Raw genomic sequence first — 15928 nt, 5'->3', positions numbered from 1 at the left:
GGACCTATTATTATAAGATTTCAGTTCGGTCGGGGAAGCAGGTGGTATCGGGGATGGTGACTTTGATTTACTGATTTGTTCATTATAATTGTTCAGTAAAAACACAAATCAAGGACTAATTTTAAAATTAGTCTGGCCTACCTGCCAAAACCAAGCCCAATGTAATTATTTATTGATTTAAATAGTTAATATTCAGTATTTTGTATTCATTCAGGATTATGATTATTCCGTGTGATTTAAAATTTATACCGCTCATAGCCGCGGAGGCCTATTTTTTTCCTTGATGAAAAAGTAACCAATGCCGAACCGCCCTTGCGGTGAGACCACGAAGACCAATAGAAAACAGTAATTAAAACTGAGTAAAATCAAGACATGACCCTTCCTAAAGGTCAGGGCAGGCTTCGCTCCCACCACTAAAGGCCATACACCCGGCCCGTCGTTTTGTCCTCCCCCCGCTCGGAAAATCCTGCTTCATTTTAAATTAATTTCTCCTTATCGAGATTTAAAGATTACTAAGATTAACGTTAGAGGTTTAGGAATGTTCATCCATCAACGGCTGCGTACAGGGCTATGAAAGTCAGTGCTATGGCAAAGTTGAATTTACCGCCCTGTCCAATGCCGCAAAAAAAAGTATATGAATGTTCTTGCAATGACGACACGCCTAGGCTACTGCTAATGATACCAAATATTTTATTATACGCCACGCTAGCAGCCCCCTTTAATAACCTTTCTTCCGCATTGGCTGGTGCGGCAACTACTGGCCAGGCCTAAGCAGATCCCTTCAAAGCATCAGGCGCAGCGGCGGCATTTTGGTCCTTTTCTGCTGCAGGAAAAGGACTAGGCCCCGCGGCCATGAGCGGGCAATACATCCCATAATTTGAAATCGTACGTCGAAAACGAAAAAAGAAGAAATTAATATGTTAGATGATTTTAATATGAAATCAGCCTAAATAATGACATTGGGGTCAGGCCCCTAGTCTAAAATGAAAGATGAATCGGCTTTAGCAGAAATTCTTATAAATTTTATGCTTTTGGGCTTAAGCCCGATTCAATAGTTTTCAGAAATCAAATGAAAGACTCATCCAAAGGCTTCTTCCAACAGAATTTATTCCACTGCCATGTGTCCGATAATCAGCATTGAATAGGTTTTGAGTACTTAAACGTAATTGTACATACTTCAAAGAATATCCTGAATAGAAATTTAGAACCTTCCAACCTGGTGTTCCGCCAGCAGGAATCCTGTTATCATCTTTATCACCCTGAGCCAGGCGGTCTTGTTTGTCAGCCCAGCCCATCTCAGCTTTCATATAAAATTTATTCATTTTATATTTCATTGAAATATTTCCATTAAAGGGAGGAACTCTTCTAAGCGGCTCTGCTTTAGAGATATTTCGTCCATGATTAAATGAAGCGAATAAATCAAAGAACAAATTTTGTGATACCTGGAATTCAGCGAAACCTTCAATTCCTTTAATAACTGCTTCTTCTGTATTTTCCTTCATGTAAACCTTGTACCCATCAATTACCTGACCTGTTTGAACCCTGGTAATCAGGTCACTAAGTTTATTTCGATATAGAGCAGCACCAAAACTAAGATGCTCAGAAAAATATTTATAACCGATTTCTGAATTGTAACTCTTCTCTGGTTTTAAGGTATAGGCCGGAATCTCATATCTGAAATCCACAATACCTAAGGTTCCCATATCGTCGATATTCGGAGCACGGTAACCGGTATTAAATGAGGTATAAATATGATTCTTACCAATCGAATAGTTAAGTCCCGAATTCCATACAAATGCTCCGGGATTTATTTTCATCCGACCCAAATCCTTATCTGCAATCCTTGCCTGCAACCAATTGTACCTTAATCCACCTTCAAGATTAAAATTACCAAGAGCAAGGTGATGGAGTGAATAAACTGAAGTATTTGAATAGAGAGAATTATCGGGATATAAACCTCTCTGCATGCTAACTTCTCCGCTCTGAAGATTTGTTGTATTCTTGATACTGTTGACCTTGTCTCTGTAATATTCCAGACCACTGTTGACCATCCACTTTTTACTCAGGTCAGAAAATATCTCAATTCCCAGATTAGAAGTTTTGATCTTATCCCTTTCCAAACCAAGCGACTGACTGGAGTTCTTTTGACTGTTTCGCTCTTCCACTGTTGCATTTAAGGAACCTGTTAAATCTATCTTTCTGAAAATTGAAGATTTCTGGTCAATACTATACTTCAGATAGCTTAGATTCCTGCCCTGCAAGCCCATCTTATTAATATTGAAATTCTCAAGCTGCACTTTATGATAAACATCGACATCCTTTTGCTGCACAAACTGATTGGCAAGAATAAGTTCAGAATTGTTGGAAACCTTGAGCTTGAATTTTAAACTCGCATCCGATTGGGAATACCCTGAGGGGGACTGTCTTCCGGTTGTGTCTCCGCCAATCAAATCTCCAAAATTCTTTATTCCCAAAATTCCTGAAAGAACCATCTTGCTTGTAGAATAAGACAATTCTGTACTGCCTGATTGCTCCATTTTACTGCTGCCAAATCTTCCTGAAACGCTTCCCTTGAAGGAATTTTCAGGAGTATATCCAGGATCTTTTGTAAAAATCTGTATAACTCCGCCCATGGCGTCAGACCCATACTGAACTGAACCACTCCCCCTCAGAACCTCAATTTTATTGACCGAAAAAGGATCAATTGTATTCAAATACTGATTTGGACCATATCTGAAGGTGGAGTTATTTAATCTGATTCCATCAATAAGGATCAATGTTTGGTTACCCGTTAAACCCCTAATAAAAGGAGAACCACCGCCATGGTTCGTCTTCTGAACAAATACACCCGGGATAATATTTAATGATTCAGGAACGGTACGTGGAATATTCTCAGATTGAGCAGGCAGATTTAATACACTGGAGGCAAAAGGTAGATGGACTGAAGAAGTATTGCGACGCGAGGCGGATAAAATCTGCACTTCCGGAAGGGAACCTGATTGAGAAATAAGAAATATATCCAAACTGATATCTTCATTATCCAGGATCAAAGTAGTTTGATAGGTCTCATAACCAACATAGCTTGCTGTAATGGTGTATTTGCCTGGCCGGATGTTGCGGAAATTAAATATACCCTCCTCATCCGTTGCTCCACCCATTGAGCTTGGCCCTTCAAGCCTGATGCTCACCCCAATCAATGCATCTTTTGTATTCTGTGAATATATTTTTCCTTTGATACTCTGACCGGAAAGACCTGCGGAAAGAAATAACAAAGAAAGAAATATTAAAATTTTTGACATGGTTAATAAAATTGACTAAAAAAGAAATAATATATTATTTAAAGACAACTAGTCATCAGCTTTGTCTTTTTGCTCAAGTTTAAGGAATGCACTTCTGCGGGGAGCTGGCATTACAGAATCTTCACCCCTAACTGATTTCCAAACTACTTCATTCAAATCCAGATCAGGAGCAGCATCTTCTCTTGCGAAATTCCATTCCTGTGAACGTTCTGCACTTTTATTCCATGCAATATTACGCTGCTTTAAGTCAACATTAGAAGGTTTCACCTTATAGGGTCTAAAATCAGGTGTAGAAGTAAAACACTCAGACATTGGAACAGCAGCAGCATCGTACTGACTCATCGGAGGTAAACCCAATATAAGCTCCATTGTTCTGAGCATACCGGAAGTAGAATACATATTACTATTTACTGAATTCCGTTTTGTATAGGGGCTGATCACAAAAGCAGGTGAGCGGTGTGCATCTACATGATCAGGACCGTTTTGTGCATCGTCTTCCAAAACAAAAATTGCTGATTCCTTCCAGATACTGCTGTTTGAAATATGTTCCACAAGCTGACCTAAAGCCAGATCATTATCGGCCACCTGAGCTGTAGGAGTAAGTTTCCCAATTCTTTGTCCACTGGTATGATCATTCCCTATACGGATGGTATTGAATTGTGCTACCGCATTAATTGCGAGTAATGAATCAAAATCAGATTTAAAGGCAGTGATTCTGTCAATGTCCATAATGTCCAGATTATAAGGCGGAAATTTTGCTGCGATTTTACCAATAAGTGATTCTGTTGTTGCACCATCTTTGGTAACAAATTGCCCGTAACTGCGGTAACTCACACCTGCACGCTTGCAATAATCCCAGATATATCCATCACGCGGATAAGCAATTTTACGGCTACCCTCATAATCATAGGTACCACCCCTGCTGCCGTAACTGGTCGGCCATGTTTTCTCGGTATAGTCAGTCGCATAAGCAGCCATGCTCCAGTTATGCCCATCAGCACTTACCTCAGCATCTACATAAAAATTATCAAGCAGAACGAATTCTCTGGCCAATGCGTGATGATTAGGGGTTACTTTCTCGGGGAAGATACAAAGCGAAGGGTCTCCGTTGCCTTCCTTTATATCTCCAAAAACCTGATCATAGGTACGATTCTCCTTAATCACATAAAAAACATATTTAATCGGTGATTTACCCCCCTGAATATTGGGTACGGGATTATCTTTAAGGCCCCTGGAAAGAGTTTCAGTCTGCTTGTTATAGGGGCTATTGGCATATACCTGCTTTGAAAATGACTCAAGTTTTGAATCATCCGGCTGATCGATGATCGAAAGTGTTCCTTTAAAAAGGCCTCCGATATATTGTACCTCTCTTTGCTCAGTGATACCGACATGTACTCCGCTATTATCGGTCTTTTTAACTGGTTGCGGACCGTATGGGTTAGCCATTGAGTTGAACCCCTTTCCATTTGATACAAATATTTTTTTTCCAGCCACCCGAACATTCGTTGGATACCAACCTGTAGGAATAAAACCTTTTGATCTGCTTTTCCCCGGGGTAGATACATTAAAAACAGCAAGACAGTTATTATCGGCATTTGCTACATAAAGTATCTTTTCATCTTCAGAAAGTGCCAGGCCATTGGTAGTTGAACCCGTCAGTCTGGTTGGATAAAGAGCCGTAGAAATTACTTCAATTACTTTTCCGGCCTGAGTATCAATAACAGACACTGAATTATCATTTGCATTAGCTACGAAAAGGTATTTACCGCTTCTGTTTTGAATTATTTCGTTAGGGTGATTCTCAGTAAATATCTCATTGGTCACACGATTTGTTTTGGTATCATAAACAGCAAGTTTATCTGATCCCCAAAGCGAGATATATAATTTGCTTTTATCAGGTGATAAAAGACAATCGTAAGCCTCTGCACCAAGATTAACTCTGTGTAAAAGTTTCTTTGTTGAGAGATCAAAAACGTAAAGCGAATTATTCTCCTTCGTTACAGTGTACAATCGTTTGCCGGCATCATCAACCTCCAAACCCGTGGGACCTATTTTTTCTGCCGGCCAGGCCTTACCAAGTACAATTGTATCCGCAACGACTAATTTTTTATTAACTATTGGATAAACCAGTATAATATTATCATTTGCCCCCGAAGCATATAGCTTTTTTTCATCAGCACTAAACTTAAGTCCGTACCAGGCCTTTCCAATAGGCTGCTCATGGAATATTTTTTCCCCTTGTGGATCAATCAACTGAATACTGTGTTTGCTCTGCCCATTATTGGTTACAGCCATCAATTTTTGAGATGGGGATATCTGAATGTTCAATGGCAGATCACCTAATTGAAGTGAACGCCCTGCCGGACTTAATGACCAGCCATTTGGCAGGAGCACTTTTGAAGGGTTCTTACTGTTGGGAATAGTCTGGGTTATACCCTTATTCGAAAGAAGTAATAGACAGATAATCAACAGGTTATATAGGAATAAGCCGGGGCTTTTTTTTATAATAATCATAGCAAAATGTATTTTTTTATTTTGTAAAAACAAGAAATTGTTAATTCTTAATTCTATAAAAGAACTCAGTTAATGTGAACAATACATTAAGTGAATATGACCATTAAAACATGTTCATTTTAATACAGAATCGAGGCTTAATTTGTTGAAGAAAACTATGAATTAAGCATAAATTAAACGCAACGGTCTGTTTAGTAATTACAGGAATCTACGATGAATAACACTTATAACTTAATACTTACAACTCAACTTTCCCATGTCATAATTTTCCCCCGATCCTCTGCCTTGAGACATTCTGCAAGAGTCTTTTCATCATATTCAAGCCCATACTGTTTCAGTACATCATCAGGAACACCATCCCATGCATTAGGTTGATTTCCTTTATACTGCATATCTTCTATACCTTCTTTACTTGTGAAAAACCCGGTAGCTGTCAGGTTGCGCATAGTATTGAAAAAGCTAACTCCTGCAGCATTCTCGGGTGCTGCTTTTTCAGGAAATGCGATAAGTTCCACGAGTTCGATCTGCTGTGCTTTAGAAGCCTCAGTAAATGACTTTTTGAAAAGTTTAAGTGACTTTACATCCAGCCATTTCAAGCCACCTCTCACCGGGATCTTATACCGGGGCTGGTCTTTCACAATAAACTCAATGAACTCGGGCACTTTGGCATCACTTGCACTCCCCGACTTTTCGTCGCGGGGGATGATGATATCACATAATACTGTAATTGTGCTCATCTCAGCCGCACTAAAGAACTTTTCAGCCATCAGTTTTTCATCAATCAGTTTTTCTTCAGCTGTCCGGCCGTATACTCCTGCCTTTCCTTCTGCGGCAGATTGCGCTCCATCCTTTTTATCGCATGATGTTAGCAAGGTACCGACACTTACTGTTCCAACAGCCAGTGCTTTGAGTGAATCTCTTCTGTTCATCTGATTAAATATTTTGCTTTTTTAATTGATCAACGATATACTCTGATGCTCGCAATGATAGAGCAAGGATTGTCCAGGTTGGATTCTTATCAGCCTGAGAAACAAATGCACCACCATCAACTACAAACAGATTTTTTACGTCATGAGCCTGATTGTATTTATTTAAAACCGACTTATTCTTATCATCACCCATCCGGGTTGTCCCAACTTCGTGAATAATCCTTCCGGGTGCTTCCAACCCATACTTTTTATCTTCTCCGGGTTTTACTCCGCTGGCAACACCTCCCATAGAATCGATAATCTCTTCAAAAGTATCCTGCATATGCTTAGCCTGCTTTATCTCTTGATCTGTCCAGTTATAATTGAATTTCAAAACAGGAATTCCATATTTATCAACTACATCCGGATCAATTTCACAATAGTTCTCTATTCTGGGAATGCTCTCTCCACGACCGGCAAAGCCAACTGTGGATCCATAGTATCTGCGGTAATCATCTTTCAAAGAAGCTCCATAACCTCCTGCAGCCTTCATTTTACCATCCTTTCCTGGATATATACCATTCATTCTTTCCATTCCAAAACCGAAACCGTATGAAGGCATGCCCAAACCACCCCAGAATTCAATATGGTAGCCGCGGGCAAAATCAAGTTTTTTATTATCAAGCCACCATGGAATATAAAGGTGGAGGCCACCAACACCGTCCTCATTATAGCGTTTCCTGTCCATCAGTTGTGGGATAAATGCCCCACGTGATGCACCGGTAGAATCATGCAGGTACTTACCCACCATTCCACTGGAATTGGCCAGACCGTTTGGATGGGCACTGGATTTAGAGTTCAATAATAATCTGGCAGATTCGCAGGCACTTGCCGCAAGAACAACAACTTTTGCATTTACCTGATATTCCTGCATATCTGTTTTATCAACATAGGATACGCCGGTAGCCTTTCCTTCACGGTCGGTAAGAACCTCCCTTGCCATCGCATTGACATAAACATCAGCATTCCCGGTCTTCCTTGCGGGTTTAACGAGACATGTTGATGAAGAAAAGTCGGCATGTACTGAACAACCCCGGTTACACTGATTACAGAAGAAACAGGAACCCCGATCATTATTTACGGGTCTTGTTAAAATAGAAAGTCTTGAAGGAATGACCGGAATTCCAATCTTATTTGCAGCTTTCTTAATCATCAGCTCATGAAGCCTTGGCTTAGGGGGAGGAAGAAAATAACCATCCGGTTCATTATAAATACCTTCCTTTGTGCCAAAAACACCGATCATTTTATCAATCCGGTCGTAATAAGGCTTTACATCATCGTAACCAATAGGCCAGTTATCACCTAAACCATCGAAATCACGACGCTTAAAATCTTTAGGACCGAAACGAAGGGAAATCCTTCCCCAGTGATTGGTTCTTCCGCCGAGCATCCGTGATCTGAACCAATCGAATTCAGTTCCATTCTTTTTAGTATAGGGTTCCCCCTCAATTTCCCATCCGCCATAAGCAGCATCAAAATCACCAAATGCACGGTTAGTACCCGCACCTCTCCGGGGCGATTCATAAGGCCATTTAAGCTGAGTTTTCTGTTCAGGATTTGCAGGATCATAATCGGGACCTGCTTCGAGTAATGCCACTTTCAGTCCGGCTTCAGTTAACACTTTCACTGCCATTCCGCCACCGGCACCGGAACCTACGATACAAACATCATAAAGCTCACCCTTGGTTTTAATTTCTATTGCCATTCAGACTATTCTAATTAATTACGCTTAAATATTCTTGAAAATAAACAATATTTATTTGCGGGAAGAAATATTGTTCAAGGAATATTTGTTTCCTTAAAGAAAAATCTTTGGATTCCCGGGATCAGGCAAAGATCATCATAACCTGATTCTTTTCGACTTTGTCACCGGATTTAACTCTGATTGATTTTATTTTTACATCGGCAGGAGCCTTTATAATATTTTCCATTTTCATTGCTTCAAGAACAAACAAATTACCCCCCTTTTCTACTTCATCCCCTTCAGCTACCAGAATCCTGATCACCAAACCAGGCATAGGAGCTTTGACTTCTGAAACCCTGGCTACTTTTAAATTATCCATTCCCAGCTGATGAAGCAGCTCATCAAACTGATCAGTCATCTGCATCGAATAAATATTATTGCCCACCTTAACCGAACAGGATTTTTCATCCCTGCTTATTCCGAGAAGTTCTGCATTATAGGATCTGCCCTTGTGAAGTATATGAAAGGTACGATCATTGATTCTGACTTTGTCTGCATTAATTGCATGACCATTTACCATGCTAACATCCTTTTCTGAAGTGACTTCAAAACTGAACCTATCATTTACCTTTATCTTAAGCATATCATTGTGTTAAGGCATATTGAACCAGATTTGAGCCCATTTTTAGCGCTTTTTGGCGGGAATCTTCTGAATCGCCGGCATAAGTTCCGGCATCCTCCCATCCATTACCAAGATCGCATTCAAAAGTATAATAACAAACTATTCTTCCTTTAAAAATTATTGCAAGTCCCTGAGGCCGCTTTCCATCATGTTCATGAATCTTTGGAAGTCCGGCAGGAAATTTAAATTTTTGATTATAAAGCAAGTGATTGGATGGCAATTCTACAAAATCAAGCTCAGGAAAAACTTTCTTCATCTGTGGACGGATGAATTGATCTAAGCCATAATTATCATCAATATGCAAAAATCCACCGCCTGTCAGATACTTACGGATATTCAGGGCTTCCTGATCAGAGAACACAATATTACCATGGCCTGTCAGATAAACAAATGGATAATTAAACAAATCTATGCTACCTGCCTCTACTATTGCCTCCTCCGTATCAAAATTGGTTCCGAGGTTTTTATTACAAAAGCTAATCAGATTGGGAAGAGCTGTCCGGTTTGCATACCAATCCCCGCCTCCATTATACTTCATTTTGGCAATCTTATAGGTCGGAACCTGAAATGAGAAAAACATTCCAGTTAAAAGAAAAAGCACAAGTAATAAAAAAAGGCTTTTTAAATACTTCATCTGTTTAAAAAATTTATCTCGAAACAGGCTTCCAATGCGGCGGTTTCAGTCCTTAATCTGGAATTTCCCAGACTAATCGGCACAAAATTCTGCGTCATAGCTGAATCAATTTCTGCAGAAGTAAAATCTCCCTCCGGGCCTATCATTACAAGATAATCAGAATTGAGCTTGAATTGATCCTTGATAGCTAATTTTTTACTTTCGATACAGTGAGCAATAAATTTATTGCTTTGCTTACTTTTCAGAATGAAATCAGAAAAGCGTTCGGTTTCATTTAACTTTGGATGAAAAGCTTTAATTGATTGCTTAACTGCAGTGGTTATCACCTTGTTCAGACGCTCTGTTTTGACCTCTTTACGCTCAGAACGGTCGCAAATGATTGGAGTAATCTCGTCTATTCCAATTTCAGTAGCCTTCTCCAAAAACCACTCCAAACGCTCAATATTCTTTGTTGGGGCAATGGCAATATGCAGGTAATGATTCCTCCTGCCATAATTTTGATGAACACGCAGAATATTGATCCTTGTTCTTTTAGGATGTGCCTCCTCTACGATTGCATCATAAAAGCCACCTTTGCCATCAACCAGATTAAGCAGGCTTCCTTTTTGAAATCTTAAAACTTTAATGCAATGTTTGCTTTCCTCTTCACTCAGGATATAAGTATCAGAATTTATATCAGGTGTATAGAAGATGTGCATGGAAAGCCCTCCGGATTAATGAATATCCACTGCATCCTCACTGTTAATTACTAACTCAAGCTTAACCGATTCAACATTCTGATCCGCTTTCTTTAAGATAGTAATCACATATCCATTAAAATCGCTGGCTTCCCCAACATCCGGTATTTTTCCAAAAATCTCACTCACAAGACCAGCAACGGTATCATAATCGCCATCTTCAGGAAGATCGTGCGGAAGGTATTCATTTACATCATAAATTGAGGCTGTCGCATCGATGATAAATTCGTTCGCCGATACTTTTTCGACAATTGGCTTTTCCTCATCGTATTCATCCTGAATATCACCAACAAGTTCCTCAACAATATCTTCGGCGGTCACCATACCTGCTGTACCACCAAATTCATCCAGAACAATAGCGATCTGTATACGCTTCAATTGCAATTCACTTAACAGATCATTAATCTTTTTAGTCTCGGGAATGAAATAAGGTTTACGGATGATATCTCTCAATACACACTCCTTATTTTCTGCTAAAAGAGGCAGAATATCTTTAGCATGAACAATTCCTACAATCTTATCAATCGTTTCGTCATAAACAGGTATTCTGGAATATCCTTCCCGAATAATTATATCCAACACTTCTTTATGAGGAGTATTCAGTTCGATTCCGGATATCTTGGTCCTGGGTACCATGATATTCTTAACGACACGATCGTTGAAATCGAATACATTCTTTATTAGTTCATGTTCATTAGTTTCAAGTGCACCACTTTCTTTACCCTGATCAAGCAAATACTGGAGTTCTTCAGAACTATGGTGCGCCTCATGACCTCCTATTGTACTGATTCCCATTATCTTAAGTATGAAATTTGCGAAGCCGTTAAGCAGCCAGATAAAAGGTCTGAACAGCAAATAGAAGAAATGAAGTGGTAAAGCAATTCCCATGGTTGTACCGATAGGGCGCTGAATAGCAAGAGATTTCGGAGCCAACTCACCAAATACGATGTGCAATACTGTAATTATTGCAAATGCGAGAACATGACCAATATTTGTGGCAACCGAGGAGGACATATCAATATTTATCAAATTGAAGAAATTGCTGACAATTTTAGTCATCACTTCTTCTCCAACCCAACCCAATCCCAATGAGGCAAGAGTAATTCCCAACTGGGTTGCGGCAAGATAACCATCCAGATGCTGAGTCATGTGCTTGGCAATCTTTGCTACCCGGCTACCGGTTTTGGCTTTAATTTCAATCTGTGAAGCACGCACTTTAACCAATGCAAATTCAGCAGCAACAAAGAAGCCGTTAAGAAAAACAAGGAAAAATGTAAAAAACAGCGCGAGGCCCATGTTAATTATTTATTTAAAAATGTGGTCTTATATAATTGAAGACTTTCCTTGATGACTTTATATGCATAATTTTTGCCAAGTAAATGTTCAATACTAACATTTTTGCGTTCTAATGCTTTATAATCCTGAAAAAAACGCACTATCTCCGTCATAGTATGTGGGGGCAATTCTTTCAGATCCTCAATATAATTAACAGACATATCATTTCTGGCAACAGCAATAATTTTATCATCCTGCTCGCCATTATCTACCATATGCATTACCCCAACAACTTTCGCTTCAACAATAGACATAGGGTAAACGTCAACAGAACATAAGACTAATATATCCAAAGGATCCTTATCATCACAATATGTCTGAGGAATAAAGCCGTAATTAGCCGGGTACATAACGGATGAAAAAAGTACTCGATCTAATTTAATCAGGCCCGACTCCTTATCAATCTCATATTTTGCTTTTGAGCCCTTAGGAATTTCAATAATTGCATTAACATGTGAAGGGATATCTTCACCGGGTGAAACGTTGTGCCAGGGATGGTCTTTATTCATTTTATTTAAGGATTTTGCTCTTCTGCTTCACTCCTGTCGCCTTCAATTTTCCTTTTTAAATAGGTTACAATTAACGGTATAGCTGTTATCAGTATGAAACCAATAATTATATATAACAGATAGTCATTTATCTCCTTCTCAAAACTCCTGCCAAGATAAAATCCCAGCAAAGTTAAGGATGTAATCCAAAGAAAAGCACCAGATATATTATAAAATGCAAATTTATTAAAATCGAGCCTGACAATTCCTGCAATTATTGGAGCAAAAGTCCGGACAATCGGTATGAATCGCCCCATGATCAAAGCGAAAGCACCCTGTTTTCTGTAATAAATTTCGGCAGACTTCAGGTACTTCTTCTTAAAGAAAAAGGAGTCTTCACGCTGATATAAGACTGGCCCGGTCCTTTTACCAAACCAATATCCTACAAAATTACCACCAACTGCAGCAGCTATTAAACCGGCTATAAGTATATAAATTGATACATCCAGTTTATTGGTAGCAACGAACATTCCGGCAAGGAATAAAAGATAGTCTCCAGGTAAGAAAAAGCCGAAAAACAAGCCTGTTTCTGCAAATATTACAAAGAGAAGTAAGTAAAAACCTCCTTCCCGAAGCAATTTCACAGGATCAATAAGATGTTGAAAATAGTCCCAGAACTCGTGCATAAAATCAATATGCGTAAAGCTACAATATTTATGTAATAATTTGGCTTAGAAAAGGTTGGATATGAAGCCTGGATATACCCCTACAATAATCGTTAGCAGAGCTGAAAATCCGAGAACAAAATTAAAGTAAGGAGATGACGGGATCTCTGAACGCTCTGCAGATTTAAAATACATGGCCACCACAACTCTTAAATAGTAATAGATACCAATTACAGCATTAATAACTGCCAGGATTACAAGCCAGATATGATATTCTGACAAAGCAGTTGAGAACATCATAAATTTCCCGATGAAGCCAGCAGTTAAAGGTATTCCCGCCAAAGAAAGCATTGCTACAGTTAGCGTGAACGCAATAAAAGGATTTCTTTTAGCAAGTCCTGTAAAACTATCAAAATTGTCAGATCCGGTTTGCCGCTTAACGAGTATAAGAACCGCAAATGCGATGATTGAAGCTACTGAATAGGCACTGGCATAGAGAAAGACCGAATTGCCAGAACCCGGGCCTAAAGCTATAATTGCAAATAACATATAGCCGGCATGCGAGATACTCGAAAAAGCAAGCATTCTTTTAAAGCTATGCTGATATAGAGCGGTGACATTCCCAATGAACAGTGTTAAAACGGAGATGACCAGCAATACAGGCATCCAGAAGTCATGAAGCGGTGCAAAGCAAATCATGAATAAGCGTAAGAAAGCAGCAAATCCGGCAGTCTTAACTACAGTACTCATGAAAGCTGTAATGATTGTCGGTGAACCTTCGTAAACATCAGGAGTCCAGAAATGGAACGGAGCGGCACCTACCTTAAAACTAAGTCCTATAATCATTAGAGTCAGGCCGGTATAGAAAAGCGGAGAGACCTGAGTGGGATTTGAGATGACGTACTCTTTGATGACGCCCAGATCGAAACTTGCGGTTGATCCATACAGGAATGCAATTCCCATCAATAGAAATCCTGTAGAAAAAGCACCTGTCAGAAAATACTTCAAAGCAGCCTCATTTGATTTAAAATCATTTTTACGGATACCAGCAAGAATATAAAGACTAACTGACATGATCTCAATACCGATGAACAGCATAGAAAGGTTATTGAATGACACCATAACCAGGATCCCAATCAATGCGAAAAGTATGATCGCATAGTATTCAGCAACATTATCACTGATGTGCTCAAAATAGTCTTTGGAAATCAGTAAGATCAGCATCGTTGATACAATACCTATCGAAGTAAAGGCTACAGCAAAATTATCAAACTGCATCATCCCGCTGTAAATTGGTGCAGCCCCAGAATTCCACTCAAATAAAGCAAGAACTAGTCCGGCAGCCAGGCCTAGCAAAGTAACAGGCAGCAAAGCATTTTTTGCCTTATACAAGCCTAAGTAAAGAACCAGAATGGCTAAAATAGATAGGGTTATTAATGCGTTCATGCTTTTATTTAACTAATATTTTTTGATTTACCTGATCTAACAGGTTAATAACTGCAGCTTCTGAAATATGCAGGATTGGTTGAGGGTAAACCCCGATTAAGATAACAAGTACTGAAATAACCACTAAAACTGATTTTTCTGTTCCATCAAGATCTTTAAAAATTGAGGTACTTGAATTTACCGGACCAAGCATCACCTTCTGATACATTCTGAGCATATAGACCGCACCGAAGATAATGGTCAAGCCCGAAACGACGGCTAACCAGATATTATGATTGTAGACACCCATTAACAGCAAGAACTCTCCAACAAAGCCATTGGTAAGGGGCAAGGCTACAGTACCCAGTAAAACGATAAGAAAAGTAATTGCGAGAATTGGTGCGGGTTTTGCGATTCCACCCATCTGAGACATTTCACGGGTATTCATCCTGCGAATAAGAATATCTGCAATAAAGAACATCCCAACCACATTGATACCGTGATTCAGCATTTGTATCATTGCTCCCTGAAGCCCTTGCAGGTTCCAGGCAAAAATACCAGCAGAGATAAGTCCGACGTGTGCGATTGATGAGTAAGCTATCAGGCGTTTAATATCATTCTGAGTAAATGCAATAATTGATGCATAAACAACACCTATTACCGATAAGATCAATGCTGTTTCTCCCCATGCATCAAAGCCAAGTGGTGCAACAGGAATTAACCAGCGAATTACACCATAAATACCCATCTTCAGCATGATTCCTGAAAGAAGCATGGTTCCGGCAGTTGGAGCTTCAGTATAAGTATCAGGCTGCCAGGTATGAAATGGGAAAACAGGCATTTTAATTGCAAATGCAATAAAGAATGCCCAGAATATCCATGCCTGAGTAAGTGTATCAAGGTCAAGTTTATAAAACTCTGCTATATCATAACTGTTGCCCGGCGTCTGTAAATGCAAGTAGATAATTGCCAAAAGCATTAATAAACTTCCCGCGATAGTATAAATAAAGAATTTCAAATTGACTTTTATACGATTCTCACCACCCCATAATGCACAAATGAAGTAAACCGGTATCAATGCTGCTTCCCATCCGATATAAAAAAGAAAGCCATCTAAAGCTGTAAAAACAAGCAATAAACCAGTCTGCATAAAGAATATCAGCGCGTAAAAAGCATTGGTATTCTTTATATCATGCTTGAAACTTGATAAAACAATGATCGGAATAAGGAGATTGGTAAGTAATAAAAGAACCATGCTTATACCATCAACCCCGGCCTTAAAATGTATTCCGAACTGTGGAATCCAGGCCAGATCAACAAGAAACTGGGTGCTGGCATCCGGAATAAAATTCAGATATAAATAAAGTGTAATAGCGAGGGATACTAAAGACAATACACCTGCAAGCCCCTTTACTATAGTTTTACCCGAAAGGAGGATGACCAGTGCAGCAATAAGCGGAATAAAAATTTGTAACAGTAAGATTTCCATTTAAATTG

Annotated in this window: 12 protein-coding genes; all 12 read right to left on the bottom strand. The window is 39.3% G+C overall.

Annotated elements, in window-relative coordinates; translation table 11 throughout:
* Positions 1-1058: 1058 nt before the first annotated feature.
* The gene (locus VGE44_RS07810; RefSeq protein ID WP_331077655.1) at positions 1059-3299 is read right to left on the bottom strand and encodes a TonB-dependent receptor; all 2241 of its coding nucleotides are present in this window, start codon (positions 3297-3299) and stop codon (positions 1059-1061) included.
* 48 nt (positions 3300-3347) lie between these two features.
* Positions 3348-5813, bottom strand: coding sequence for a bifunctional YncE family protein/alkaline phosphatase family protein (locus tag VGE44_RS07805; RefSeq protein WP_331077653.1), 2466 nt, complete (start codon positions 5811-5813; stop codon positions 3348-3350).
* 245 nt (positions 5814-6058) lie between these two features.
* Complete coding sequence (locus tag VGE44_RS07800) at positions 6059-6742, bottom strand: gluconate 2-dehydrogenase subunit 3 family protein (protein ID WP_331077651.1); 684 nt, start codon at positions 6740-6742, stop codon at positions 6059-6061.
* A 4-nt stretch (positions 6743-6746) separates the two neighbouring features.
* Positions 6747-8486, bottom strand: a complete 1740-nt coding sequence (locus VGE44_RS07795; protein WP_331077649.1) for a GMC family oxidoreductase — start codon at positions 8484-8486, stop codon at positions 6747-6749.
* A 121-nt stretch (positions 8487-8607) separates the two neighbouring features.
* Positions 8608-9108 carry an acetyl-CoA carboxylase biotin carboxyl carrier protein subunit gene (locus VGE44_RS07790; protein ID WP_331077647.1) on the bottom strand — a complete coding sequence of 167 codons (501 nt, stop codon included), beginning with the start codon at positions 9106-9108 and terminating at the stop codon, positions 8608-8610.
* A gap of 1 nt (position 9109) precedes the next feature.
* A complete protein-coding gene (locus VGE44_RS07785) occupies positions 9110-9781 on the bottom strand; it encodes a DUF4159 domain-containing protein (protein ID WP_331077645.1) in 672 nt (223 codons plus the stop codon).
* The gene (locus VGE44_RS07780; RefSeq protein ID WP_331077643.1) at positions 9778-10479 is read right to left on the bottom strand and encodes a 16S rRNA (uracil(1498)-N(3))-methyltransferase; all 702 of its coding nucleotides are present in this window, start codon (positions 10477-10479) and stop codon (positions 9778-9780) included. Before VGE44_RS07780 ends, VGE44_RS07785 begins: the two co-directional genes overlap by 4 nt.
* A gap of 15 nt (positions 10480-10494) precedes the next feature.
* Positions 10495-11814 (bottom strand): hemolysin family protein, encoded by a 1320-nt coding sequence (locus VGE44_RS07775; RefSeq protein ID WP_331077641.1) that lies wholly within the window; start codon positions 11812-11814, stop codon positions 10495-10497.
* Positions 11815-11819: 5 nt separating this feature from the next.
* Complete coding sequence (locus VGE44_RS07770) at positions 11820-12362, bottom strand: inorganic diphosphatase (protein WP_305365087.1); 543 nt, start codon at positions 12360-12362, stop codon at positions 11820-11822.
* A 5-nt stretch (positions 12363-12367) separates the two neighbouring features.
* Positions 12368-13027: a DedA family protein gene (locus VGE44_RS07765; RefSeq protein ID WP_331077639.1), complete on the bottom strand. Its 660-nt coding sequence runs from the start codon at positions 13025-13027 to the stop codon at positions 12368-12370.
* A gap of 45 nt (positions 13028-13072) precedes the next feature.
* The gene (locus VGE44_RS07760) at positions 13073-14452 is read right to left on the bottom strand and encodes an NADH-quinone oxidoreductase subunit N (RefSeq protein ID WP_331077637.1); all 1380 of its coding nucleotides are present in this window, start codon (positions 14450-14452) and stop codon (positions 13073-13075) included.
* A 4-nt stretch (positions 14453-14456) separates the two neighbouring features.
* Positions 14457-15920, bottom strand: a complete 1464-nt coding sequence (locus tag VGE44_RS07755; protein WP_331077635.1) for an NADH-quinone oxidoreductase subunit M — start codon at positions 15918-15920, stop codon at positions 14457-14459.
* Positions 15921-15928 lie beyond the last annotated feature (8 nt).

The organism is Daejeonella sp. (genome assembly GCF_036405355.1).
Classification (GTDB): Bacteria; Bacteroidota; Bacteroidia; order Sphingobacteriales; family Sphingobacteriaceae; genus Daejeonella.
Note: the sequence above shows the minus strand (reverse complement) of the source record. Positions and strands in the feature narration are given on the sequence as shown.

Excerpts from the sequence above, each read along its gene's own strand:
- VGE44_RS07810 (WP_331077655.1), bottom strand. The coding sequence starts at position 3,299 with ATGTCAAAAATTTTAATATTTCTTTCTTTGTTATTTCTTTCCGCAGGT.
- VGE44_RS07805 (WP_331077653.1), bottom strand. The coding sequence starts at position 5,813 with ATGATTATTATAAAAAAAAGCCCCGGCTTATTCCTATATAACCTGTTG.
- VGE44_RS07800 (WP_331077651.1), bottom strand. The coding sequence starts at position 6,742 with ATGAACAGAAGAGATTCACTCAAAGCACTGGCTGTTGGAACAGTAAGT.
- VGE44_RS07795 (WP_331077649.1), bottom strand. The coding sequence starts at position 8,486 with ATGGCAATAGAAATTAAAACCAAGGGTGAGCTTTATGATGTTTGTATC.
- VGE44_RS07790 (WP_331077647.1), bottom strand. The coding sequence starts at position 9,108 with ATGCTTAAGATAAAGGTAAATGATAGGTTCAGTTTTGAAGTCACTTCA.
- VGE44_RS07785 (WP_331077645.1), bottom strand. The coding sequence starts at position 9,781 with ATGAAGTATTTAAAAAGCCTTTTTTTATTACTTGTGCTTTTTCTTTTA.
- VGE44_RS07780 (WP_331077643.1), bottom strand. The coding sequence starts at position 10,479 with ATGCACATCTTCTATACACCTGATATAAATTCTGATACTTATATCCTG.
- VGE44_RS07775 (WP_331077641.1), bottom strand. The coding sequence starts at position 11,814 with ATGGGCCTCGCGCTGTTTTTTACATTTTTCCTTGTTTTTCTTAACGGC.
- VGE44_RS07770 (WP_305365087.1), bottom strand. The coding sequence starts at position 12,362 with ATGAATAAAGACCATCCCTGGCACAACGTTTCACCCGGTGAAGATATC.
- VGE44_RS07765 (WP_331077639.1), bottom strand. The coding sequence starts at position 13,027 with ATGCACGAGTTCTGGGACTATTTTCAACATCTTATTGATCCTGTGAAA.
- VGE44_RS07760 (WP_331077637.1), bottom strand. The coding sequence starts at position 14,452 with ATGAACGCATTAATAACCCTATCTATTTTAGCCATTCTGGTTCTTTAC.
- VGE44_RS07755 (WP_331077635.1), bottom strand. The coding sequence starts at position 15,920 with ATGGAAATCTTACTGTTACAAATTTTTATTCCGCTTATTGCTGCACTG.